The organism is Hymenobacter negativus (assembly GCF_016056375.1).
Taxonomy (GTDB): domain Bacteria; phylum Bacteroidota; class Bacteroidia; order Cytophagales; family Hymenobacteraceae; genus Hymenobacter; species Hymenobacter negativus_A.
In genome coordinates this window covers 67,516-90,127 of record NZ_JAEDAE010000012.1, presented here as the reverse complement: position 1 = coordinate 90,127, position 22,612 = coordinate 67,516, and the positions used below count along the sequence as shown (strand labels likewise).

General features: G+C 63.1%; 21 protein-coding genes. 7 read left to right on the top strand and 14 right to left on the bottom strand.

Annotated elements, in window-relative coordinates; translation table 11 throughout:
• Positions 1 to 98: 98 nt before the first annotated feature.
• A complete protein-coding gene (locus I7X13_RS19685; protein WP_198076785.1) occupies positions 99 to 461 on the bottom strand; it encodes a hypothetical protein in 363 nt (120 codons plus the stop codon).
• Between the two features lie 335 nt (positions 462 to 796).
• On the opposite strand from I7X13_RS19685, the gene I7X13_RS19680 reads away from it, so the two are divergent.
• The 4 genes from I7X13_RS19680 to I7X13_RS19665 all read left to right on the top strand — a co-directional run bounded on the left by I7X13_RS19680 (position 797) and on the right by I7X13_RS19665 (position 5,508).
• Positions 797 to 1,507, top strand: a complete 711-nt coding sequence (locus I7X13_RS19680) for a C40 family peptidase (protein WP_198076784.1) — start codon at positions 797 to 799, stop codon at positions 1,505 to 1,507.
• A 248-nt stretch (positions 1,508 to 1,755) separates the two neighbouring features.
• A complete protein-coding gene (locus I7X13_RS19675; protein ID WP_198076783.1) occupies positions 1,756 to 3,489 on the top strand; it encodes a DUF1800 domain-containing protein in 1,734 nt (577 codons plus the stop codon).
• 15 nt (positions 3,490 to 3,504) lie between these two features.
• Positions 3,505 to 5,082, top strand: a complete 1,578-nt coding sequence (locus I7X13_RS19670; protein ID WP_198076782.1) for a DUF1501 domain-containing protein — start codon at positions 3,505 to 3,507, stop codon at positions 5,080 to 5,082.
• Positions 5,083 to 5,268: 186 nt separating this feature from the next.
• Positions 5,269 to 5,508, top strand: a complete 240-nt coding sequence (locus I7X13_RS19665; protein WP_198069599.1) for a hypothetical protein — start codon at positions 5,269 to 5,271, stop codon at positions 5,506 to 5,508.
• A 121-nt stretch (positions 5,509 to 5,629) separates the two neighbouring features.
• Here I7X13_RS19665 and I7X13_RS19660 read toward each other — a convergent pair whose 3' ends face one another.
• From I7X13_RS19660 to I7X13_RS19650, 3 genes are all read right to left on the bottom strand, one after another.
• Positions 5,630 to 6,754 carry an energy transducer TonB gene (locus I7X13_RS19660; RefSeq protein ID WP_198076781.1) on the bottom strand — a complete coding sequence of 375 codons (1,125 nt, stop codon included), beginning with the start codon at positions 6,752 to 6,754 and terminating at the stop codon, positions 5,630 to 5,632.
• A 66-nt stretch (positions 6,755 to 6,820) separates the two neighbouring features.
• On the bottom strand, positions 6,821 to 9,256 hold the full coding sequence (locus I7X13_RS19655; RefSeq protein WP_198076780.1) for a penicillin acylase family protein: 2,436 nt from the start codon (positions 9,254 to 9,256) through the stop codon (positions 6,821 to 6,823).
• 205 nt (positions 9,257 to 9,461) lie between these two features.
• A complete protein-coding gene (locus tag I7X13_RS19650; RefSeq protein WP_198076779.1) occupies positions 9,462 to 10,349 on the bottom strand; it encodes a septal ring lytic transglycosylase RlpA family protein in 888 nt (295 codons plus the stop codon).
• Here I7X13_RS19650 and I7X13_RS19645 point away from each other — a divergent pair.
• Complete coding sequence (locus I7X13_RS19645; RefSeq protein ID WP_198076778.1) at positions 10,348 to 10,653, top strand: hypothetical protein; 306 nt, start codon at positions 10,348 to 10,350, stop codon at positions 10,651 to 10,653. The two genes, I7X13_RS19650 and I7X13_RS19645, sit on opposite strands and share 2 nt — an antisense overlap.
• A 43-nt stretch (positions 10,654 to 10,696) precedes the next feature.
• The gene (locus I7X13_RS19640; protein WP_198076777.1) at positions 10,697 to 11,623 is read left to right on the top strand and encodes a DUF72 domain-containing protein; all 927 of its coding nucleotides are present in this window, start codon (positions 10,697 to 10,699) and stop codon (positions 11,621 to 11,623) included.
• Positions 11,624 to 11,636: 13 nt separating this feature from the next.
• Here the strand turns inward: I7X13_RS19640 and I7X13_RS19635 are convergent, their stop codons facing one another.
• The 4 genes from I7X13_RS19635 to I7X13_RS19620 all read right to left on the bottom strand — a co-directional run bounded on the left by I7X13_RS19635 (position 11,637) and on the right by I7X13_RS19620 (position 13,699).
• The gene (locus I7X13_RS19635; protein ID WP_198076776.1) at positions 11,637 to 12,227 is read right to left on the bottom strand and encodes an arylesterase; all 591 of its coding nucleotides are present in this window, start codon (positions 12,225 to 12,227) and stop codon (positions 11,637 to 11,639) included.
• Between the two features lie 137 nt (positions 12,228 to 12,364).
• A complete protein-coding gene (locus I7X13_RS19630) occupies positions 12,365 to 12,667 on the bottom strand; it encodes a DUF4286 family protein (RefSeq protein WP_198069606.1) in 303 nt (100 codons plus the stop codon).
• A 103-nt stretch (positions 12,668 to 12,770) separates the two neighbouring features.
• Complete coding sequence (locus I7X13_RS19625) at positions 12,771 to 13,217, bottom strand: DUF6526 family protein (protein ID WP_198069607.1); 447 nt, start codon at positions 13,215 to 13,217, stop codon at positions 12,771 to 12,773.
• A 110-nt stretch (positions 13,218 to 13,327) separates the two neighbouring features.
• Positions 13,328 to 13,699: a hypothetical protein gene (locus I7X13_RS19620; protein ID WP_198076775.1), complete on the bottom strand. Its 372-nt coding sequence runs from the start codon at positions 13,697 to 13,699 to the stop codon at positions 13,328 to 13,330.
• Positions 13,700 to 14,001: 302 nt separating this feature from the next.
• Between I7X13_RS19620 and I7X13_RS19615 the strand changes: the two genes are divergently transcribed.
• Positions 14,002 to 16,533 (top strand): TonB-dependent receptor plug domain-containing protein, encoded by a 2,532-nt coding sequence (locus I7X13_RS19615; RefSeq protein WP_198076774.1) that lies wholly within the window; start codon positions 14,002 to 14,004, stop codon positions 16,531 to 16,533.
• A 37-nt stretch (positions 16,534 to 16,570) separates the two neighbouring features.
• On the opposite strand, the gene I7X13_RS19610 is transcribed toward I7X13_RS19615, so the two are convergent.
• The 6 genes from I7X13_RS19610 to I7X13_RS19585 all read right to left on the bottom strand — a co-directional run bounded on the left by I7X13_RS19610 (position 16,571) and on the right by I7X13_RS19585 (position 22,503).
• On the bottom strand, positions 16,571 to 17,809 hold the full coding sequence (locus I7X13_RS19610; RefSeq protein WP_198069610.1) for an MFS transporter: 1,239 nt from the start codon (positions 17,807 to 17,809) through the stop codon (positions 16,571 to 16,573).
• 57 nt (positions 17,810 to 17,866) lie between these two features.
• Complete coding sequence (locus I7X13_RS19605; protein WP_198069611.1) at positions 17,867 to 18,850, bottom strand: cation diffusion facilitator family transporter; 984 nt, start codon at positions 18,848 to 18,850, stop codon at positions 17,867 to 17,869.
• An 86-nt stretch (positions 18,851 to 18,936) separates the two neighbouring features.
• Positions 18,937 to 19,629: a ClpP family protease gene (locus I7X13_RS19600; protein ID WP_198076773.1), complete on the bottom strand. Its 693-nt coding sequence runs from the start codon at positions 19,627 to 19,629 to the stop codon at positions 18,937 to 18,939.
• A gap of 197 nt (positions 19,630 to 19,826) precedes the next feature.
• Positions 19,827 to 20,081 (bottom strand): hypothetical protein, encoded by a 255-nt coding sequence (locus I7X13_RS19595; RefSeq protein WP_198076772.1) that lies wholly within the window; start codon positions 20,079 to 20,081, stop codon positions 19,827 to 19,829.
• 3 nt (positions 20,082 to 20,084) lie between these two features.
• Positions 20,085 to 20,681 (bottom strand): RNA polymerase sigma factor, encoded by a 597-nt coding sequence (locus I7X13_RS19590; protein ID WP_198076771.1) that lies wholly within the window; start codon positions 20,679 to 20,681, stop codon positions 20,085 to 20,087.
• A 118-nt stretch (positions 20,682 to 20,799) separates the two neighbouring features.
• Positions 20,800 to 22,503, bottom strand: a complete 1,704-nt coding sequence (locus I7X13_RS19585; protein WP_198076770.1) for an NAD(P)/FAD-dependent oxidoreductase — start codon at positions 22,501 to 22,503, stop codon at positions 20,800 to 20,802.
• Between the last annotated feature and the right edge of the window lie 109 nt (positions 22,504 to 22,612).

The window sequence follows — 22,612 nt, the reverse complement described above, 5'->3', positions numbered from 1 at the left end:
TTGCCGGGCGCTGAAGCGCCGGAGGCGTGTGGTTTATTCGTAATCAACTGCCGGTTAGTTGCAATTCGCCGGTTTTATTTTGACTAATGCCGGCTTGGCTAGGCAGTTTCGGGGCCGGGCTGGGCGTGGCGCGGCAGGGGGCACAGCACATGCTTAGGGTCGGCCAGCACTACGCGGCGGGCTTCGTCGCGGGCTTCCACTTCATACTTGTTGTGGTAGTAGCCTACGCGGGCCGATTCAATGAGGTATTTCCAGAGAAAAGGGAGCAGGCCGTGCTCTTTGTACTGGCGCAGGTGCACGGCCTCGTGGGCCACCCACTCGGCATCGGCCAGAAACTCTTCACGGGAGGCCCCGCTCAGGTGCACCGTTTGGCCCACCACCATGGCCACGCGCTGGGCCTTGAGCACGCGTCGGGCAATGAGAGCAAGGGGAGAGTTGGTCCAGGTCTGAAGCTTTTCCATAAAAGAGAGGATATAGGAATATTTTGGTCGCGCAGATACGAAGCAAAGATGAGCTTGGTTGCAAGCTGTTAAGTTAATATTTATTGATAAAATTATCTTTTAGAAAGTGTTTTTGCTTTTTTTTAAGAAAAAGTGCCGGAGTTACCAAAAGTTTAACATAGCTTTACCCCACGACCTATTCTACGAACAATAGAAATTATCAGGTACGACTTCTTTTCACCACCTCTTCACTCGGCTGCACTCAGCCTTGCCTATCGCCTAAGAAAGCTACTACTCCGGCTCTTCCGCTCTCACCGAGGAATCCGGTTTTTTGCCCCCAACTCTAACGACGGACAATGAAAAACAGCCTCCTGTATTGCCTCGCCGCTACCTCGCTGGCCCTCTCCTTCTTCTTCGAACGTGCCCCCGAAGCTTCGGCTACGGCCCGTGCCACCTCGGCACCGGTCGTGGCCGAAGCTTCGCTGCTTCCGGCCCTGACGAGCGAGACTGCCCCCGAAAGCGACCCGAGCAACCCGCCGGCCACCAAACCCACCGCCGCCGAGCTGGCCGCCTCCCGCGACTCGCTCACTTACAACTACTACGCCCAGACCTTGGGCCTGCACCTTGCGTTCAACGAAAACAAGGACTTGTTGCGCACGGTAACTGACTGGATTGGAGCTCCTTATAGCTACGGCAGCAACTCGCGCCGCGGCACCGATTGCTCGGGCTTTGTGACGCGGGTGTTCCACGAGGTGTACGGTATCAACCTGATTCACTCGTCGCGGGCCATGTTCAGCAACACCAAGCGCGTGGCCAAAGCCGAGATGCAAACCGGTGACCTGGTGTTCTTCCGCAGGGGCAAAGGGCCGATTTACCACGTAGGTATCTATTTGAAGGACGGCAAGTTTGCCCACTCGGCCTGCAACGGCGGCGTGATGGTGAGTTCGTTGAACCAGCCTTATTACCACCGCAATTTTTATGCGGCCGGCCGCGTGCGCGCCGCGGCAGCGGCCGATGTGGCTGCAACCGAAGCAGTCGCTGAGTCAGCAATTGCCTCGGTTCAATAGTCTTCGACTCTGAATCAGAAGTTCAAAAAACGCCCGGCCTTGCAGCCGGGCGTTTTTTTTGTGCCCTTCGCCGGGCTATTGGCTCCGTTGGCGGAGAGTTCAGTGATTACTCAGTAAGAAACAGGATACTTGTATTAAACGCAACAGGCTTTGTCTGGTCTATGCTAAACTATTGGCCCAGAAGGGGAAGAATGCCGGGCCAAGCGTCGTTTCATTGTTGCTTCTGATTACATCATTACGCCCTGCTTATGAATCGCAGACATTTCCTCCAACGAAACGCGGCCGTCCTGAATGCCCCGGCAGCGGCCGTGGCCGAGCAGCCCGCCGCCGCGCAGAATCAGCAGGAACCGCCCGAAACCGTGAGCCGCTACGCCAACAAGGCGCTGCCCACCGGCCTAGCCCGTACCACCAGCACCCTCACGCCCTACGCCGGCGCCTGGGGCTACGCGCAAGCGGCACATTTGCTGCGCCGCTGCCTGTTTGGGCCCACCCGCACGGAGATTATGACGGCGGCGGCCTCCAACCTCACGGCGGTGCTCAACGGGATGCTGACGGCCCCGGCCACCGCACCCGACCCGCCCGTGAACGTATCGGCCACCGATACCAGTGTGCCCATCGGCCAGACATGGACGGCGCAGGTATTCGACCAGAATTTTGAGGGTGTGCGGCGGGCTTCGCTGCGCGACTGGTGGCTGGGGCAGCTGCTGGGCCAGGGCACCACGCTGGTGGAGAAGATGACGCTGTTCTGGCACAACCACTTCGTGATTGAATTCGGCGACATCAACGACGCCCGCATAGGCTACGAATACTGCCGGCTGCTGCGCCAGCACGCGCTGGGCAATTTTAAGCAGCTGGCCAAGGACGTGACCGTGACACCCGCCATGCTGCGCTACCTCAATGGCAACCAGAGCGTAACGGGTGCGCCCAACGAGAACTACGGCCGCGAGCTGCTGGAATTGTTCACGGTGGGGAAGGGGCCGCTTATCGGCACAGGCAACTACACCAACTACACCGAGGCCGACGTGCAGGCCGCCGCCAAAGTTCTCACCGGCTGGCGCGACCAGGCCACCGTGCCCGTGGGTAGCTACTTCACGGCCAGCCGCCACGATACCAGCACCAAGGTGTTTTCGTCGGCCTTCGGCAATGCCAGCATCGCCAACAGCGGCGCTACGGAATATCAGGCGCTTATCAACCTGATTTTTCAGCAGGTGGAAACAGCGCGGTTCATCGTGCGTAAGCTCTACCGCTGGTTTGTGTACTACCTGATTGATACGCAGGTGGAGACGGATATTATCCGCCCGCTGGCTACCATTCTCATCAACAACAGCTTCGATATTGTGCCGGTGCTGCGCGCGCTGTTCAGTTCCGAGCATTTCTTCGACACGCTGAACGTGGGCTGCCTCATTAAAAGCCCGCTCGATTTCACGGTAGGCCTGTGCAGGCAAATGGAAATGGTGTTTCCGCCTGCCACCAACGTGGCCGTGCAGTACACCATGTGGGACTACCTCAACAGCCTGACTTACGTGCAGCAGCAAACGCTGGGCGACCCGCCCAACGTGGCCGGCTGGGCCGCCTACTACCAGACGCCGCAATACCACGAGCTCTGGATAAACGCCGTGACGCTGCCGCGTCGCAATCAGGTAACGGACCTGTTCATCGGCCCGGGCTACACGCGCAGCGGGGTCAAAATCGTGATTGACGTGCTGGCCCTCACGCAGTCGTTTCCGGCTGCCACGGCCGCCGATTGCAACCTGCTGATTGCCGAATATGTGAAGTTGATGCTACCCATCGGCCTCACCACCAATCAGATTGCCTTTCTGAAAACCGCACTGCTGCCCGGCCTGCCCGATTTTGAGTGGACTGTGGAGTGGCAGCAGTACCTGGCTGCGCCCACCAACACGGCCAAAAAAGCCGCCGTGACAACCAAGCTGCAAGCCATGCTCCGCGCCCTGATGGGCCTGGCCGAATATCATTTGTCCTAACGCCAACCGATTCCCATGAAACGTCGCGAATTTCTACAGACTACAGCTGCGGCCTCGGTTGGTACTGCTTTTTTGAGCGGGCTGCCCATTGGCGCCTACGGGTATTCGGCCCAGCTGGCGGCCCTTACCAATGCCACCACGGTTACGGATAAGGTGCTGGTCATCATTCAGCTGCAAGGCGGTAATGATGGGCTGAACATGATTATTCCCTTGGACCAGTACCCGGCCCTGCTGGCGGCCCGCAGCAACATTGCGCTGCCGCAGGCGCAGGTGCTGCCGCTCACCACGGCTACCGGCATTCACCCGGCCATGGCCTCGCTCCAGAACCTGTACCAGAACGGCAAGCTGGGCGTGGTGCAGAGCGTGGGCTACCCCAACCCCAACTTCTCGCACTTCCGGGCCACCGATATCTGGACTTCGGGCTCCGACTCGAACGTGACCTGGACAACCGGCTGGGCCGGCCGCTACCTCGACAGCGAGTTTCCGGGCTACCCCACCGGCTACCCCAGCACCGCAAACCCCGACCCGCTGGCCATCAGCATTGGCTCGGTGGTGAGCAACTGCGTGCAGGGCCCCACCGTGAACATGGGCATGGCCATTGCCAGTACGTCGTCTTTCTATCAACTACTTAGCGGGGGCGTGGATGCCGCGCCGAACACGCCGGCCGGGCACGAGCTTACCTTCATTCGGCAGGTGGTGAGCCAGACGCAGGTGTACACCACGGCCATTCAGGCGGCGGCTGGGCGGGCTCAGAACCTCTCGCCGCTGTACCCCACGGCGGGCCAGAACTCGCTAGCCGACCAACTCAAAATAGTGGCCCAACTGGTGGCCGGGGGCCTGAGCACGCGCATCTACGTGTGCCAGCTCGGCGGCTTCGATACTCACACGCTGCAGGTGCCCAGCACGGGCAGCACCACCGTGGGCACCCACGCCACGCTGCTGGGCAAGATTGCGGAGGCCGTGAATGCCTTCCAGGACGACCTGCGGCGGCTGGCCATTCAGGACCGGGTGGTGGGCATGACATTCTCGGAGTTTGGGCGGCGCATCCGGTCCAATTCGGGCTTCGGCACCGACCACGGCGCGGCGGCTCCGCTGCTAGTGTTTGGCACCAAGGTGAACCCCATTGTGCACGGAGCCAACCCCACGTTGCCCACCAATGCCGGCGTCAACGACAACATTCCCATGCAGTTCGACTTCCGCAGCATCTACACCAGCATCCTCAAAGACTGGTTCCAGGTGACGCCAACTACGCTCACGCAACTCTTTGGGCAGTCGTTTACCTACGTGCCGGTGCTGCGGCCCGGCGCCGTCACTGCCACCGCTTCGGCGGCCGAGGTAGCTGATTTCACGGTATACCCCAACCCGGTAGCGCGCGACGGCCGCACTACCGTGGCCTACGAAAGCGCCGGCGGACACGTCCAGATTGTGGTGCTGGATGCGCTGGGCCGCGAGGTGCGCCGAGCCGTGGACCAGGTGCTGCCCCGCGGCTCCCAGCTGCTGCCCGTGGACCTGCACGGACTGGCTCCCGGCGCTTATTACTGCCAGGTGCGGGAGGACCGGCGCACCGGCTCCCGCATTGTGGTGGTGGAGTAAATTCGGGAATTGTCAGGCAATTTGCGTGAATGAATAATGTTGATAATGAGGGTTTTGGGTTTGGGTATTGTTTGTTGGCTGGCTTGGGGAAATGAAAAAAGGCAGCCCCGCTCCGCGCTTTTCCGTACAGCGAATCCGGGGCGGTAATTGCCCTCTTTCACCTCTCCCTTCTCAAGACCCAGCTTTATGGAAGCGCAAATCGAAAAACAACTCGAAGACATCCTGCCCGAAGACCTTGCCCGTACTTTCGAGAGTGCCTACCACGTATTTCAGGGCAAGACCGAGCACGTAGACGACCTGCTGAAAAACGGCGGCGTGCTGCTGCGCAAAGCCGCTCAGCGCTTCACGCCCACGCAGATGGTGCTCGGCATTGCCGCCATCGCGGCCGTGACGGTAGTGCTCATCAACCGCGCCAACCACGACTAAATAATTGCCGGCTTTCTGCTGTAAAACAGTGGATTTCCTGTGTGATACGGAAAAGGCGGCCTTCTACGGAGGGCCGCCTTTTCTGTGTGCTTAAGATGCTGATTCTCGACGAAAAAGCTGTTTAGCGAATATCAATCAGGACTGGTACGGCCAGGCGCACGGCTACCGGCTGGCCGTTGTGGCGTCCGGGCTCGAAGCGGGGCAGGCGCAGGGCGGCCGCCAGCACGGCCTCGTCCATCGCGCTGTTGATGGGCTTGAGCATCACCGGGCGCGTGACGCGACCATCGGGCTCCACCACGAAGCTGACCTGGCCCTCGCCGCTGGGGGCGCGCTCAGGGTACTCAATCAGCTCCTGCAGGGCGGCTTGCAGACCAGCGGAGCCGCTACGGCCGGGCAGCACGGGCATCTGCTCAACCTGGCTGTAAACCTGGTTTTCGGGCACCGGCGCAGCCTGCCCGCTGGGCGGCGCGGGCGGGCTGAACCAGATGTTGACCACTTGATACATGGCCACGGGCTGGTCGTCGTAGCCCAGGGCGGGCTGCCAGCGCGGAAAGCCGCGCACGAGGCGCAGGGCTTCGTCGTCGCAGCTGGGACAGAGGGAGTTGATAACTTCGCTGGCGCCTACGCGGCCGTCAGGCTTGAGCACGAAACGCACCACCACGCGGCCTTTGAGGTCGCGCTGTTTCACTTCGGCGGGCGTGGTTTTGTTCTTTTGCAGGTACTGCTCCAGTCCCGCATCGCCGCCGGGAAACTGGGCCGGCCGGGAAACCTCCGTGCTGGCAAATACGTGGCGCGGCGACAGGAACATGACCGGCACCGTGAGCAGCACCGCCACCGGCTGGCCCTGGTAGCGGCCCGGCAGCAGGCGCGGCATGCGCTTCACGGCGGCCAGCGCGGCGGCATCGCAGGCGGGGCTGAGCGACTGCACCACGGCCGCTTGCCGGGCCACACCACTCACCCCCACCACAACGCGCACGAACACCCGGCCTTCGGTGCGGCCCTCGCGTACTTCTACCGGCAGCTGGAGGTGCTGCTGCACAGCCTTCACCAGGGCCAGGTTGCCGCCCCCGCCGGGTAGGGTGGGCATCTGGTCCACGTAGTTGAATATCTGGGTGGTATCGACGGCATACTGGCCGTAGTATTGGGCAGCGGCGGGGCGGGTAGTTAGTAACGCCAGCACCAGCAGCAGCCATAGCCGCTGGGAATGCTTGCTGCCAAGGATGTTGAAGAGAGTGCGGGTATCCATGCCGCAAATTTATTAGCAGCTAAGGCTGTCTGGCCATATTGCTTCAATAGCTGATTTTTAGTCAAATTACTTCGCTTGCAGCGTCCACGCTGTAGTCACTCGCGCATTCGGCACTTCCGCGCTGCGCAGGAATACCAGCTCGTCGAGCTGGCCCACGCGCCAGGTTTCCAGCAGGTTGCTGTAGAAGGGTGAGCCGGGGTTGCCGCTCTGGCCGCCGGGGTACACGCCGTAGGCGCGCACCTGCGGGCCCAGGGCCACCACCATACGCCAGCTGGGGCCGTTGCGCTCGGTGGTGGCGTTCACGATGCCGGAGCCGCCGCCGCAGTCCACGTCCATCTGCCCGAAGCCGGGAAGTTTGAGCAGGTGCAGAATGTCGGTGCTTTTCTGGCTGGCCCAGCGCCATTTGGGACTTTGCGCGCCGTACTTGCGGGTGAGGCTGTCCACGGCCCAGCGCAGGCTTTGGCGGGCTAGCAGGGGCAGGGTTTCGCGGGCGCGGGTGCGGCGGTCGTCAATCCAGCGGCTGCTGTCTTCTTTCAAAATCAGATTGTTGGTACGGTCGCGGGCGGGGTAGCGGTAGGCCGGGCCTTTGGGGTCGAGGGGGAAGTCGTCGTCCCAGAGGCGCTTCACCAAGTTGTCGTACCACAGCTCAAACAGGCTCGGCCCCACAGCCTCGGCCGTGTATTGGTAGTTCCAGGCGCGCAGGGCGGCCAGCGCCTGGCCCTCGGGCGTGGTGGCGGGCGCGGGGCCGGCCAGCGCCAGCATGCGCGGCAGCATTAGTTGGGCATTCAGGCCAAGCACGTCGTTCTGGAGCAGGCGCAGGCTGTCAGCCGTCACGCGGGGCATCTGGCCCAGGCGCTGGTTGATGCGCCGGCCGCGCTCCGACGAGCCATAATCCCAGTTCATATAATACGGGTAGTCCTGCGGGCGCACCGACGACTGGTTGGCCGACGACACGAAGCCCCGGGACGGATTCTTGGCGTGGGGGTTCTGGGCGGCCGGAATCCAGCCCTGCCAGTCCTGGGCCGGGTCGCGGCCATCGAGCAGGTACTTGCCCTGCTCGTGCCATTTCAGTGGTAGGCGGCCGTTGGGCCAAATGGCAATGTCCTGGCCAGCATCGGCAAACACGAAGTTCTGGGCCGGCGCGCCGTAGCTGGCCAGCGCGGTGGTGTAGTCGGCGTAGGTGCGGGCGCGGTTGAGCTGGTAAAACGTCTTAAACTCGTTGGCCGCATCGTGGGCCGTCCAGCGGGCCGCGTAGCCGATAGGAGTCTGCGGCAGAAAGGGCTTCTCGGCGTGGTCATACACCACCGGGCCGTGGTGGGTGTATAGCACGGTATCGAGCCGGTCGGCCTGCCCGCGTACTTTGATGTGCTCCACCACGCGGCGCACGGGCTTCCAGCGGCCGGCGTGCCAGTATTCCAGCTTGCGGGCATCGCGAAACTGTACCTGGTACCAGTCCAGCACGTCAGCGTAGGTGTTGGTCACGCCCCAGGCCACCTGCTCGTTAAAGCCGATGATGGCCAGCGGCGCGCCCGGAATGCTCACGCCGTATACGTTCACGCCCGGCGCGGTCATCTGCACCTGGTACCAGATGCTGGGCAGGTTGAGCTGCAGGTGCGGGTCGTTGGCCAGCATCGGGAAGCCGGTGGCCGAGCGGGCCCCGCTCACGGCGAAGTTGTTGGAACCCAGGTCGCGCGAGGGTTCCTGGTTGGGCGCATACGGCGCCTCGGCTGCCACAAAAGCCGGCGGCACGGGTGGCGTGGCCAGCGGCTTAAAATCCAGGGCTGTGCCCACCGGAATCACCGGGTCTTCGCGGGTGGGGTAGTCCGGAAACAGGTCGCGCATCACCGCCGGGCCGTACTTGCGCAGGGCGTTGCTCATGCGCAGGTCGTCGGAGCGGCCCGTCAGGTCAAAGGCCATGTATTTGAGAATGAGGGCGCTTTTCAGCGGCTCCCAGGGTTCGGGCGCGTAGTCGAGTAGCTTGTATTCAAACGGATAGGTGGCGGGCGTGAGGCTATTGATGTAGGCGTTGATGCCGTCGGAATAAGATTGCGCCACCACGCGGGTCACCGGGTCGGCCAGCACGGCGGCCACCGATTTCTGCGCCCCGAAGCCCAGGCCCATGCGCCGGAAAAACCGGTCCGTCTCCAGTCGCTCTGGCCCCACAATTTCGGCCAAGCGCCCGGCCGCTACGTGCGCCACGAAATCCATTTGCCAGAGCCGGTCGCGGGCCGTGAGGTAGCCCTGCGCCAGGTACAGGTCGTGGTCGTTCTGGGCGAAGATGTGCGGCACGCGGCGGTCGTCGTAACGCACCGTCACGGGCTGTTGCAGGCCCGCGATTTCCAGCTTCTGCTGAGCCGGGAAATCCTCGGGCCGCTCGCCGTTTTGCCAGAAGCCTCGGTACGGGCTCAGCAGCTTGCCGAAGGGCGGCAGGTTGCCCTGCTTGGTATTCAGCACCCAAACGAGGGTGAGGCACGCGGCCAGCGCCAGTATGGCTTTTATCATGGCAGATAATGGATTGGATTTCCGAACGCAAGCTACGGCCCGGAGCCGCAGCGCGGCGACAGGTTTGTAGGTCGGTACTGAAGAAAGAACAAAAGCCGCGTAGCGGCGACAGAAATTCCTGCTGGATTCTGTCGCCGCTACGCGGCTTTTACCGGTTGCGGTTGGTTTGCTACAAACATGCCGCCGCTATGCGGCTAGTCTACTGTTATCGAAGGGCGACTTCGCGTACCAGTCCGCCGATGCCCCAGACCAGTAATTGCTGGCGCACGGCCTCGGCCTCGGGGCGCTCGCCAAACTGGCCCACGAGCACGCGGCTGCGCTGACGGCCATCGAGCAAATCCTGGGAAATCGTCACGTTGAGCTCGGGCATCAGCGACTTGATACGGGCCTGCACCGACTGGGCATTGGCGGCATCAATGAAAGAGCCAGCCTGAATGAGAAAGCCCGCCGGGCAGTTCACCGATTCGGTAGAAGTGATAACCTCGGCTTTGGTGCTGGTGGAAGCGGCGATGAGCGTGGCCGTGGCAGCTACCCGGGCTGCCGAATCAGCGGGGCTGATGCGGGCGTCCGGGGTTACTGTGTAGGTCGTGAACGCAGCATCGGGGTTGGGGTCGGCGGCGAAGAGGGCGGCCAGGTTTTCGGGGGTAGAAGCGGGGCCGAGGGGCGTTTCGGGGGCCACTACTTCGGCCACAACGGTAGTAGCGCCGCAATCAACTACGCCCAGGGGCTTGGCGGCGGCTTCGGATAAGTCGAGGATGCGCTGGTGGCGGAACGGGCCGCGGTCGGTAACGCGCACGATAACCGACTTGCCATTCTTCACATTCGTGACCCGCAGGCGGGTGCCGAAGGGCAAGGTTTTGTGGGCGCAGGTGTATTTGAAGCGGTTGTAGCGCTCGCCGCTGGTGGTGCGCCGGCCTTGGAAGTAACTGCCATACCAGGAGGCCCGGCCGCGCAGCACCGTGGTGGCGGTGCTAGTGGCGGGAACTGCTTTGGTGGTACCGGGGGCGGTGCGCGCCGAAGCGCCCAGCAAAGTCAGCAGAAAAAAGAAGCAACTGGAAAGGACGAGTACTTGTAGGCGGCGAAATAAAATCATGCGATTTGCAGATGGTGAGCAGGACAAACATAGACCCATCCATTTGAGCAATGCTAAAAATTTGCTGACCTCTACTAACCGAATTAGGTTAAAAATTGACCTTTATTTAGAAAACTTGCATTTAATTAATCTTCATGTTGGCCGGAAAAGTAGCCGTGAGGTTGTCTCAAAGTATATTTTGCCGAATGAGGCCTTTGCCATTGCGCAGGTGCAAAAATTAGATTATGCGGCGGGTATAAAATTTGGGCATCGGCGCGGCGACTACCTTCGAAGCCGGGTTGCAAAAGTCCGGTTTTTGTCGTAAGAGCATTAGCCCGCCACCGGGGCCCCAACCCTACCTTTGCCCCATGGATTTTGGCCGCCTGCCCGACCTTCGCTACGTTAATTTCAGCCTGCCGCCCGACCACCCCGAAACGGCCCGGGTACTGGCCCGCGCCCGGCCCACGCAACCCGCGCCGGCCCGCCTCTACGTCGGCTGCCCCATCTGGACGAATAAGGAATGGCTGGGCACGTACTTCCCGGCCGGCATCAAGGAGCCCGACTACCTGCGCTATTATGCGCAGCAGTTCAACAGCATTGAGCTGAATACTACGCACTACCGCATCCCGGATGCCGCCACCGTGCGGCGCTGGCGCGAGGCCGTAGGGCCGGATTCCGGCTTTAAATTCTGCCCCAAGCTGCCGCGCAGCATCAGCCACGAGCGGGAGTTATTCCAGGCTGATGACCTGGTGGTAACCACGGCGCGGGCCTTCGAAGGGCTGGGCGAGAACCTGGGCTGGGCCTTTTTGCAGCTGCCGCCGCACTTCGGCCCCGAGCATTTGCCGCGCCTGGAACGCTTCCTGCTCGACTTCCCCGAAACCGTACCGCTGGCCGTGGAGCTGCGCCACCCGCGCTGGTTTGCCGATAAGGTTTTGGCCGATGCCGTGTTCGCCACCCTCGAAGCCCTCAATAAAACGCTGGTGATAACCGACGTGGCCGGCCGGCGCGACGTGCTGCCCTTGCGCCTGACCACGCCCACCGCCTTTATCCGCTTCAATGGCCACGGCCTGCATAGTACCGACTACCACCGCGCCGATGCCTGGGCCGAGCGCATTGCCGCCTGGGTGGCGCAGGGTGTGCACGAAGTGTACTTCTTCATCCACCAGAAGGACGTGCGGCACGCGCCGGTGCTTACCCAATACTTATTGGAGAAAATCCGCATCCTGACGGGCATTGTGGTGCCGCCGCCGCACATCATTCCGCAGCCGGTGCAGGGGAATCTGTTCGGGTTTTAACAATTTTCAGCAGCTACGAGCTGACCGGCTGCTGCAGCAGTGGCCCGAGCACCTGCCATACGTTCTCGGCCAGGATTTTCTGCCCGGCCGCGTTGGGGTGCACGCCGTCGGCCAGGTTCAGCTCGCGGCGGCCCAGTACGCCTTGTAAAAGAAAGGGCACGAAGGGCAGCGAGTTTTTATCGGCCAAGGTCCGAAACAGGGCTTTGAATTCAGTAGCGTAGTGGGCCAGGCGGTGGCCGCCGAGCGGGCCAAGGTCGAAGGGAAACTCCAGGCCGGCCAGCACAATTTGCGCTTTAGGATATTGCCGCCGCACGGCGTCGATGATGAACTGCAGGTTCTGGGTGGTTTCGCGCACGGGAATGCCTCGGATACCGTCGTTGGCCCCAAGGGCCAGCACAAATACATCGATGGGGTGGCGGGCCAGCACGGCGGCCAGGCGCTGGCGGCCACCGGCGCTGGTTTCGCCGCTCACGCCGTAGTTGTAGGCTTTATAAGGAAACGACTGCGCATCGAGCCGCTGCTGAAGGAGGCTGGGAAAGCTATTGGCCGCGGGCAGGCCGTGGCCGGCGGTGAGGCTGTCGCCGAAGAAAATGATGTTTTTCATATAGTGCTGTTTAAACAGCACAGGCGGCGATTTCGTGCCCGGCTGGTGGGCTGCGGCTTATTGGTAGGGGGATAAAAAAGAACGTCATGCTTAGCCTAGGCTCGGCACGACGTTCTCGATAAAGGCAGTGGAAGGCTTTACTCCACCACTTCCAGCACGGTCCGAAACGAGACGTACTTGCCGGCGAAGTGTTTTTCCATATCGGCGCGTAGGGAAGGAGCGCAGATGGCCTGATATTCTTCCAGTTGTTCCAGGCTAAGGCAGTAGTACTGGGCGGCGTAGGTAATGCCGCCTTCTTCCTCGTTGAGCAAGCGGCAGAGCTGGCTCTTGATGAAAAAGCCGGTCTCCATCACCTCGGGTATGTGGGTGGAGCGCATGTAGTCCAGCCAGTCCTCGGCGGCGCTGGGCTCGATGCTGCTGGTGACGTTGTAGAGAATCATATGCGGGTTGGTGGATTGGTGGGTTGGTGGATTGGTGGTTTCCTGAAATGACGGGACCGATTAGGCAAAATCCTCCATTCCACTACTCCGCCAATCCACTAAATCAGACGCGCATGGTGTCGAACTGAAAATCGGTAATACGGGCCTGGATGTCTTTTGGCGAAAGGTTGGAGGTTGCGGCGGCCTGGGCCAGGGCCGGCAGTTCGGCGTCACCGGCCAGGCGCAAGCTCAGGATTTGGGCGAGGCTAAGCTGCTTTTCGAGCGGCGCGAAGCGTTGGCCACTCACCTCAAAGTAGCGCTGACGCACTTCGAGCCGGCAGATGCGGTCCTGCAATTGCAGGGCGTAGTGCTGGCGCAGCATCAGGAGCACACCCAGGCCAATAACGGCCAGTGCGGCCACCGTGAACCAAAGCCGGGCTGTCTGGTCGTCGTCGCCGGCTACTTTGGTGTAGCGAGTGATGGCGTAACCAGCCATGAGGAATGCCAACGGCAGCAGCACGAAGTGGTGCCACGGGTAGTACATGGTGGTGTTTTTGGTAGGTGTGGCCATGCGGGTATTGGGAAATGGGGACGAAAGTAGGAGCAGAGACCGGCAAGCGGGCAATAAAAAACTCCGGCCGGGGCCGGAGCTTTACTGAATACGACGGATAGGCTGCTTCGTTATTTCATTTCCTTGGCGCGTTTCTTTGCGGCCTTGGCCATGTCGCGGGCGTCGCGCTCCTCTTTCTTGGCTTCGGCGGCGACGTCGCGCTGCTCTTTAAGCTGGGTTGTTTGGGCTTTTTCGGCGTCGCGCTGCTCGTGCAACTGCTTTTTCAGGTCTTTTGCTGGTTGGCGGTTTCTTTTAGCTGGTTTTTGCTGTCGCGCACGGCTTGGTCGCTGTTGTTGCTTTGCTGCTTCTAGGCGTCGTAAGTGGCTTTGGCATCGGCCGCACGCTGGGTCTGCCGAGGCCGGCGTGATGGCGGGAGTGGTTTGAGCGTGGGCCGAAAGGGCGGAGGCCGTGAAGATGGCCGCGCCAAAAAGGAGTTTGTTCATGGCAAGGGATTACGGCCCGCCAACGGTGGGGTGTTTCTTCAAACGCAACGCGCCCGCCGAAGGTGGTTGTTTGCTGGCTTACATCAGGTTTATTCTTTCGCGTGGCCCAGGTATTGGCGTGGCGCCAGCGGTGGCTGATGGCCGCGATACAAGGCGGTATCAAAAATAAAATCAAGCAGGATTCCTGTAGAAAAAATACTTGCGGTGCGGCCGCGGCTACCCAGGCCGACGACACCAGGGCCGGGGCGCACCGCATAATACCCGTTATACTTGTGACTGCCCCCACATTTTCTGCTCTATTTATGAAACTTTGGCGCTTATTCCTGGCGGTGGCTGCACCGGCCGCACTCGCAGCTTTTCAATGGCCGACCGATGATTTCGGGCCGCGACTCGCGCAGCAGCTGCGGCGTTTCTACGCCCTCACCACCCCGGAGAAAGTGTACCTGCAGCTCGACCGCGACGCTTACGCCGCCGGCGAAACCATCTGGTGCAAGGGCTACGTGACCGGTGCCGCGCCCCTGCTGCCGGACAGCCTCAGCCGGGTGCTTTACGTTGACGTCGTCGGGCCCGACCAGAAGCTGCTCCTGCACCACGCCCTAGCCGTGCAGGACGGCGGCGCCCCGGGCAGCTTGCCGCTCCCGCCTAACCTGCCCGAAGGCCTCTACACGCTCCGCGCCTACACCAGCTGGATGCGCAACACGCCCAACTACCTCTTCAGCCGCGTGGTGCCGGTGGTGGCCGCCTCGGGGTCTGGGGCTCGGGCCCCGGAAAAGAAGCCGCCGGCTACGGCCGGCGCGGTGCAGTTTTTCCCCGAAGGCGGCGAGTTGGTGGCGGGGCTGCCGAGCACCGTCGCCTTCAAGGCCACCGATGCCGCCGGCCGGGGCATTGGGGTGCAGGGCACGGTGCAGGACGAGCAGGGCACGGTGGTGGCCCAGTTGCGCAGCCAGCACCTGGGTATGGGCCGCTTCGAGTTGCAGCCCGCGCCCGGCCGGCGCTACACGGCCCGCCTCCGCTTTTCCGGCGGGCCGGAGGCCACGTACCCGCTGCCCGCGGCCCAGCCGGCCGGGCTTACCCTGCAGGTGCAGGAGCGGCCCGATGCTTTTCTGGTGCTGGTGCGCCGCATGGCCGGCTCGGGCGAGGCCGCGACCGAGCGCGTGGCCCTGGCCGCCCATGTCCAGAACACCCTGGCTTATGCGGGGCAGGCCGAGGTGAGCGAGGGCCGGCCGCTGGAGCTGGCCGTGCCTAAGAAGAACCTGCCGGCCGGTATTTTGCACGTCACCCTGTTCGACGGACAGCAGGTGGCCCGTTGCGAGCGGCTGAGCTTTCACGACCCTGGCCCCGGTGTCCGGCTGCGCGTGCAGCCGGACAAAGCCGCGTACGCCCCGCACGAAAAAGTAACGCTGCAGGTATCGGCCCAAGATGCGGCTGGGCGGCCGCTGGCCGGCAACTTCGCCCTGGCCGTGACCGACGCGGCGGCCCCCACGCTAGCGCACGGCCCGGATATTCGCACCGCGCTACTGCTCACGGCCGACCTGCCGGGGCCGGTGGAGCAGCCCGGGTATTACTTCGCGGCCCGCACCGCGGCTGTCGGCCGCGCCCTCGACGACTTACTGCTCACCCAGGGCTGGCGGCGCTTCGTGTGGAAGGAAGTGCTGGCCAACCAGTGGCCGGAAACAAGCTACCCGCGCGAGCTGGGGCCCAGCCTTGGCGGCCGCGTCGTGGACAAGCACCTTGCGCCGGTGCCCGGTGCCATCGTCAGCCTCACCCGCTTGCAGCCCTTGCAGGTGCACGAAGTGCAGGCCGACGGGCAGGGCCGCTTTATGTTTACCGGCTTTTCGGGGCAGGACTCGGCGGCCGTGCGCGTGGTGGCCCAGCCCGTCAAGGGCACCCGGCACCCGCAAGTGCTACTCGACGACAATACGCTGGCCATTTCGGCCGCGGACCGGACGCCGTGGCCCTGGGCTGCCGACAGTGCCGGACCGGGTTTTGCCGCTATTCAGAAGCAAGTGGCGGCCTACCAGGGCCGGAGTATCCTGTTGGGCGAGGTGCAGGTGAAGCAGCGCGCCCCGCAGGCGCCGCTAACTGACAACCGCCGCATCTACAGCCGCCCCGACGTCACCATTCTGACCAAAGACATACCGGGCATTGCCACTTATCAAAACGTGTTGCAAATACTGCAAGGCCGGGTCTCGGGCCTCAGCGTGACCGGTAGCCAGGGCAACGTGCGCATTACCATGCGCGGCCAGAGCGGCGCCGAGCAAACCCACCTGGGCCCGGCGCTGCAGGCCGCTTCGGGCGCGGCTAGTGCCGCCGGACGCTCGCGCCAGCCGGTGGCGACCGAGCCCGTCAGCGAGGCGGCGGGCTTGCCGCTGCTGCTGCTCGACGGGGTGCCCGTGAGCCCTAGTATGCTGGCCACCGTGCCCATCGTCGACTTTGAGGCCGTGGAGGTGCTGCGGCCGGGGTCGGCGGCCATTTTTGGCGAGCGGGGCGGGGCCGGGGCCCTGTCCTTTCTGACCAAACACGGCAACCCCAACTACGTGGCCGGGGCCGAACCCGCCCCCACCACGCGCCCGCCGCTGTACGCGCCGCCGCGCCTGCAGCGGGTACGCGAGTTTTACCGCCCCGCCACGGGCGCCGAAGCCCCCACCGACGGGCGCAGCAGCGCCACGCTCTACTGGAACGCCGGGGTGCGCACCGGCGCCACCGGCACGGCTACCGTGACCTTTGTGAGTGCCGAAAAGGCGGGCAGCTTCCGCATCGTGACGGAAGGGCTGACGCAGCAAGGGGAACCGGTGCGCACCACAGGCCAGTTTCAGGTGGAAGCCCCGAAGTAGGTCCGTCCGGAGTGCGCCGCGCCGCCTGCTGCGCAGGCTATTCTTCCACGTAGTCGAGGTCCTTGCCGTAGCTCTCGGGCAGGGTGCTCACGGCCCAGAAGGCCACCAGCAGCGAGAGGCCGCCCAGCACCGCCGCGCCTGGCACGAAGCCCAACGCCCCGCTCAGGTACTTGAAAGCGGGCACCAGGCCCACCACCGCGCCGCGCGCAAAGTTGGGGGCGGTGGTGGCCACTGTAGCCCGCAGATTGGTGCCGAACTGCTCGGCGGCCACCGTCACAAACAGGGCCCAGAAGCCCACCGACACGCCCAGTACGAAGCATACACCATAGAAAACCGCCGGCGAAGCCCCTTTAATTCCGAATAAATACACTGCCACCAGCGTGGCGCAAAATACCAGAAACACCTGCAACGCCTTGTTGCGCGAGTGCCACACCTGGCTCAGCGCCCCGCTGATAAAATCGCCAAACACCAGCCCGAAGTAGCACCAGAACACCGCCAGCCCGGCCGTAACCTCGCCCGTGAGGCCCAGCGCCCGCCCAAACTCCGGCGCCAGCGTCACCAGGATGCCCACTACAAACCACAGCGGCACCCCAATCAGGAGCACGCGCAGGTATTTGCCCAGCCGCACCGGATGGGTGAACAAGCTCAGGAAATTGCCGCGCGACACCTCGGCCTGGGCCTGTACCTGCTGGAACATGCCCGACTCGAACACGCTCACGCGCAGCAGCAGCAGGGCTAGACCCAGCCCGCCGCCCACGAAATAAGCATTGCGCCAGCCCAGCTTTTCGCCCACCCAGTAACCCAGCATGGCCCCGCTTACGCCCACGGTGGCCACTATCATGGTGCCGTAGCCACGTTTTTCTTTGGGTAGGCTTTCACTCACGAGGGTGATGCCCGCGCCCAGCTCGCCGGCCAGTCCGATACCGGCTATCAGGCGCAGCCAGGCGTATTGGTCGATGGTCTGGACGAAGCCGTTGGCAATGTTGGCCAGCGAATAGAGCAGGATGGAGCCGAACAGTACCGAGAGCCGGCCCTTTTTATCGCCCAGAATGCCCCAGAGAATGCCGCCGAGCAGCATGCCGCCCATCTGCATGTTTATCAGGAACAAGCCCCGGTCCGTAACGGCGGCTTTGTCGATGATGCCAAGGTCATTGAGGCTTTTGACACGCACGATGCTGAACAGAATCAGGTCGTAAATGTCGACGAAATAGCCCAGCGCGGCCACAATGACGGCAGCGGTGAGAACGGTGGATTTAGTGGGGTGGGAAACTTGCATGGCGAAATGTAGCACCAACTTGTGGTGGCACAAGCCGGAAGCGGGTTCGCCAAGGTATTAGTGGGCGTGTACTGCCGCCGGTTCGGCCGGTGCGGCCAGTTCGCAGTGGCTGTGGCAGCCGCCAGGCAGGGGCCCATCCTCCACCTGCACGGTGCTGTGGCGGATGTTGAATTCGGTTTCGAGGCCGTGGGTGAGGGTACTCAGCCAAGTAGCATCGGCTCCGCCGGGGCGCACGAGGTGGGCCATAAGGGCGGCATCATGGCCGGCGCTACTGAGGCTCCAGATGTGCAGGTCGTGGACGGATTCGACCTGCGGCTGCTTCAGTAAGTAGGCGCGCACGGCCTCGGGGTCGATGCCGTCGGGCACAGCTTGCAGGCCCAGGCGCAGGCTGTCGCGCAACAGCCCCCACGAGCTGTAGGCGATGATGCCGAGGATAATGAAGCTGATGGCCGGGTCGAGCCAGGTCCAGCCGGTGAGCAGCACCAGGCCGCCGCCGGCCACCACGCCCACGCTCACCAGGGCATCGGTCATCATGTGCAGGTAGGCGCCGCGCACGTTCACGTCGCCCTTTTGGCCGCTGCGAAACAGCAGGGCGGTGATGCCGTTTATTAAGATGCCAATGCCGGCCAGCAGCATCACCCAGCGGCCGTTCACGGGCTCGGGGTGGCGCAGGTGGTCAATGGTTTCCCACAGAATGAAGCCCAGCGCGGCGTAGAGCAGGGCTGTATTGAGCAGCGCCGCCTGAATGGTGGCGCCCCGGTAGCCGAAGGTGTAGCGCCGCGTAGCGGGCCGGCCCGCCAGCCAGGCCGCGCCCCAGGCCAGGGCCAGGCTGAGCACGTCGCTCAGGTTGTGGCCGGCATCAGAGAGCAGGGCGCTGGAATTGGCCCAAAAGCCGCCAATGGTTTCGGCAATCACAAATGCCAGATTGAGGCCGATGCCAATGGCGAAGGCCGCACTGAACGCGCCGCCGGGCGGCGGAGCGGCGTGCTGGTGGCCGGCATGCGAGTGGCCGGGGGCGCTGTGGTCGTGGTCGTGGGGCATGGGGGCGAAGCGTTGACGCTGCGCCAAGAACGTAAATGGACGGGCTTTGGGTGCGAGGGGTGGTAATCGCGGGGTAATACGGCCTGCTAACTTCTCGTCAGCACCTCGTCAATCAGGCCGTATTCCTTAGCCTCATCGGCGCGCAGCCAGTAGTCGCGGTCGGAGTCGGCGTGGATTTGCTGGTAGGTTTTGCCGGTGCGCTCGGCGTAGATGCCGTAGAGTTCCTCGCGGATTTTGATGACCTCGCGGGCCGTGATTTCGATATCGGCCGATGGGCCCTGCACGCCGCCGCTGGGCTGGTGAATCATGACGCGGGCGTGGGGCAGGGCCGAGCGTTTGCCAATAGCGCCGCCGCACAGCAGAAACGCCCCCATGCTGGCGGCCAGCCCGGTGCAGATGGTAGCCACGTCGGGCGTGACGTACTGCATGGTATCGTACATCCCAAACCCGGCGTACACCGAGCCACCCGGCGAGTTGATGTAGAGCAGAATATCCTTGCGGGCATCGGCCGATTCCAGAAACAGCAGTTGGGCGTTGATGATGTTGGCGATGTTGTCGTCGACGGCCTGGCCCAGAAAGATGATGCGGTCCATAATCAGGCGCGAAAACACGTCGATTTCGCGAAAGTTCTGGGGTCGCTCTTCGATGACCGAGCGGGTCATGTTGGTGATGTAGGGCCGGGTTTGTCCCTCTATGTGGGAGATGTACTGGTCAACGCGCAGGCCGTTGAGGCCCTGGCCGTGCACGGCAAATTTTCGGAATTCAGTTTGGTTGAGCATGTGAATGTTGGGGAGGGAAAGGCATGGCGGTGCCCGCCCGGCTGAAAAGCAAGGGTAAGGTGGCCCGCAGTGAAGAGGTGGAGGTAGAGACGCAATATTTTGCGTCTGGTCGTTAGCTACGTTTGCTAATGTTGTTGTGAATGCGTGGTTCGGCGCGGTTCCGGCCGTTCAACGCCGAGACGCGAAGTGTCGCGTCTCTACATGGGCCAGATGCGGCGGAGCCAGGCGCGCCAGCCGCCGTACAGTTGCGCATGAATCTGGCGCAGCTCCTGCCGCAGCTGCTGGCGGCCGGCCAGGCGCAGGCCGTGGTAGAGCTGCTGCTGCGTTTCCGCATCGGCGGCCAGTTCGCCGTCGACTAATAGCCGCACGGTCCAGTCCTCGGCCGAGAGGGCGGCGGGGGTGTTGAGGATTTGCTGCTCAATCAGCTGCAGGCGTTCGAGTTCGGGACGCATGGCTTAGCGGTAAAGGACTTCGGAATGAAAAGCGGCCCGCACCGAATTCCGCAGCCGCTCCAGGCACTTGAACTTCTGCACCGTAGCCGAGCGCACCGAGCGGTAGCCATTGGCCTCGGCAATCTGGGTGAGGGGCTGCTGGAAATAATAGAAGGCCAGCAGCACGTTCCGGCACTTCTCGCCCAGGCGCGCCACGTAGTCCAGCACGGCAAAAGTCGGCTCGATAGCATCGTCGGATTCTTCGGCGGCTAAGGCGGCCAGCGGGTCCGCGTCGTCGGGCAGGGCCTCGTGCGGCAGGCGGGCGCGGCGGCGCTGCTCGTGGTGCCACAGGTTGCGAGCAATGCCCACCAGGTAGGTACTGGCCGAGGCAGTGAGCACCAGCGTGCCGCCCACGGCCTGCTCATAAAGAACCACCAACGCATCCTGAAACACGTCCTGCGCATCTTGGTCCGTGCCGCCGTGGCCGCCCATGTAACGCCGCACCAGCGGAAAAGCCCGGCGGTAGAGCCGCGTCAGGGCCTGCTCGCGGTCGGCGAGTAGGGCATCGCGCAGCGCGGTGGCGGCCGGCGCGGGCATGGAAAGTGAGTGGAAAGCAGTCATAAGAGCAGGCATGTACTAATTAATCCATTTCCGGCCCAACTATCACCCATCGCCCGAAAAAAAAGCCCGCCCCCCAGGCGGGGATGCGGGCAATTAAGCGCAAAAGGGGCAACCAATATTAAACCGCCAACACCTGCTCGCGGCGGCGCATAAAGCGGTGCACCAGGGCAGTGGTGCCGCTTCGCAAGGCCGCCTGAATGCCGCTGGCGGCCAGGCGGCCGGTTTCGGCGGCGCCGTTCATGTAGCCCTGGTACCAGGCGCTGCAGTGCTCGCCGGCAAAAAACAGATTGCCCACCGGCTTGCCTTCGGCCCCGGCAATGGTGCTGTACTGGCCCACCCGGTAGCAGGCGTAGCTAGCCAGCGTGTGCGGGTGCGTGGGCCAGTGGAAGCGCTGCACGTTGCCGTTGAAGGCGGTGCGGGTGCCGGGCCAGGCGGCATCGAGCACGGCGAGGTGCTGGCCGGCCTGCGATTGCGGCGTGCCCGTGCCCATGTCGACGCCAACCTGCCCGCCCACAAACACCGTGAAGGTGCCCACGTTGCCGGGCTGCATTTGCGAGCCGTCCCAGCCGCCCTGGGTCACGGTATCCGAGAAGAAATAGCCGGTGTAGCCATTGGTACGCCAGGGCCGGCCGTTGAAGCCCAGGAAAAGCTTGGCGTTGGTGCCGTAGCCCAGGTTTTGGATAGCGTTGGTTTTCCAGGCGGGCAGCGGCAGGTTGAGGGCCACAGTCCGCAGAATGGTGAAGGGAATGGTCAGGGCCACGTAATCGGCCGTGACCACGGTGCGGGTGCGGTCGGGCAGCTCGAAGGTGAGCTGATACGCAGCACCGCTCTGGCTCAAGGCCACCAATTTGCGCTGGAGCGTGATTTGCCCGGGCAGCTGCGCCGCCACGGCATCGACCAGCTGCTGGTTGCCGCCCTTTATTTTGTACCGCTCGTCGCTGATGCCGAAAATGTCGAACGTGCCCTTGCTCGCATCGGCCTGAAACATCCACAGGAAGTTGATGGACGTCTGGTCGTTGGCCTCGCGGCCGAACTCGGTCACGTACGCCTCTTCCAGCAGCGTCCGAATCCAGCCCGTCATTCCGATGGAATCGAAATACGCCGAAATCGAGAGCTGGTCGAAGCGGGCGGCGCTGGCGCTCAGGTGGTCGTAGGTGATGTTGTTGTTCGGCAGCGAGCGGCCGTCGGCCTGAATTTGGTTGGCGTAGGGCTGGAAAGCCTGAATGACCTGGGCCACGCTATGGTGCTGGCCCCCAAAAAAGTAGGCATCCTTGGTGAGCACCGTTTCGCTGGGCGATTCCACGTCGTAGAGCGGCAGGCCGAATTCCTGTACCAGCCCCAGCATATCGGCGTGGCCCGAGTCGATGAACTCGCCGCCCAGCTCCGTGGTCACGCCCGAACCCATCAGGCCGGACGCCGTGAAAATGCGGCCGCCCACGCGGTTGCTGGCTTCGTAGATATCAGCCCGGACGCCGGCTTTTTTCAGCTGGTAAGCGCAGTTGAGGCCGGCCATGCCCGCGCCCACAATGGCAATGCGCGGCCCCGTGCCCTTGGCATCGGCAAAGCCGGTGGTGCCGGGCATGCCGGGCTCGATGGCCACCTTTTCGCAGGCGGCCAGCAGGCCACCGGCTCCCACCAGCACGCCCAGCTTGGTGGTGGTGGCCAGGAAGTCGCGCCGGGTCTGGCCGGTGGCCAGCTCTGCCAGCTCCTCGGCCGAGGGCGCGCCGGGTTCGTTGGCCGCCACGGCCAGCTGAAAGGCTTTCTGCAGCGAGCGCAGCAGCGAGGTACGGGCTTTGGGAAGGTTCGTAAAGAGTTCGGACATATAAGTTTGAAAAGGGCGGGATTTATGAAATTTACCGAAAGAAACAGTTTTATATCGGGATAAAAAAATACGGTCGGCGCCTTCCGGATGGAAGCCGCCGACCGTTGCG

Coding starts and splice junctions, on each gene's coding strand:
- I7X13_RS19685 (WP_198076785.1), bottom strand. CDS start 461: ATGGAAAAGCTTCAGACCTGGACCAACTCTCCCCTTGCTCTCATTGCC.
- I7X13_RS19680 (WP_198076784.1), top strand. CDS start 797: ATGAAAAACAGCCTCCTGTATTGCCTCGCCGCTACCTCGCTGGCCCTC.
- I7X13_RS19675 (WP_198076783.1), top strand. CDS start 1,756: ATGAATCGCAGACATTTCCTCCAACGAAACGCGGCCGTCCTGAATGCC.
- I7X13_RS19670 (WP_198076782.1), top strand. CDS start 3,505: ATGAAACGTCGCGAATTTCTACAGACTACAGCTGCGGCCTCGGTTGGT.
- I7X13_RS19665 (WP_198069599.1), top strand. CDS start 5,269: ATGGAAGCGCAAATCGAAAAACAACTCGAAGACATCCTGCCCGAAGAC.
- I7X13_RS19660 (WP_198076781.1), bottom strand. CDS start 6,754: ATGGATACCCGCACTCTCTTCAACATCCTTGGCAGCAAGCATTCCCAG.
- I7X13_RS19655 (WP_198076780.1), bottom strand. CDS start 9,256: ATGATAAAAGCCATACTGGCGCTGGCCGCGTGCCTCACCCTCGTTTGG.
- I7X13_RS19645 (WP_198076778.1), top strand. CDS start 10,348: ATGCGATTTGCAGATGGTGAGCAGGACAAACATAGACCCATCCATTTG.
- I7X13_RS19650 (WP_198076779.1), bottom strand. CDS start 10,349: ATGATTTTATTTCGCCGCCTACAAGTACTCGTCCTTTCCAGTTGCTTC.
- I7X13_RS19640 (WP_198076777.1), top strand. CDS start 10,697: ATGGATTTTGGCCGCCTGCCCGACCTTCGCTACGTTAATTTCAGCCTG.
- I7X13_RS19635 (WP_198076776.1), bottom strand. CDS start 12,227: ATGAAAAACATCATTTTCTTCGGCGACAGCCTCACCGCCGGCCACGGC.
- I7X13_RS19630 (WP_198069606.1), bottom strand. CDS start 12,667: ATGATTCTCTACAACGTCACCAGCAGCATCGAGCCCAGCGCCGCCGAG.
- I7X13_RS19625 (WP_198069607.1), bottom strand. CDS start 13,217: ATGGCCACACCTACCAAAAACACCACCATGTACTACCCGTGGCACCAC.
- I7X13_RS19620 (WP_198076775.1), bottom strand. CDS start 13,699: ATGAACAAACTCCTTTTTGGCGCGGCCATCTTCACGGCCTCCGCCCTT.
- I7X13_RS19615 (WP_198076774.1), top strand. CDS start 14,002: ATGAAACTTTGGCGCTTATTCCTGGCGGTGGCTGCACCGGCCGCACTC.
- I7X13_RS19610 (WP_198069610.1), bottom strand. CDS start 17,809: ATGCAAGTTTCCCACCCCACTAAATCCACCGTTCTCACCGCTGCCGTC.
- I7X13_RS19605 (WP_198069611.1), bottom strand. CDS start 18,850: ATGCCCCACGACCACGACCACAGCGCCCCCGGCCACTCGCATGCCGGC.
- I7X13_RS19600 (WP_198076773.1), bottom strand. CDS start 19,629: ATGCTCAACCAAACTGAATTCCGAAAATTTGCCGTGCACGGCCAGGGC.
- I7X13_RS19595 (WP_198076772.1), bottom strand. CDS start 20,081: ATGCGTCCCGAACTCGAACGCCTGCAGCTGATTGAGCAGCAAATCCTC.
- I7X13_RS19590 (WP_198076771.1), bottom strand. CDS start 20,681: ATGACTGCTTTCCACTCACTTTCCATGCCCGCGCCGGCCGCCACCGCG.
- I7X13_RS19585 (WP_198076770.1), bottom strand. CDS start 22,503: ATGTCCGAACTCTTTACGAACCTTCCCAAAGCCCGTACCTCGCTGCTG.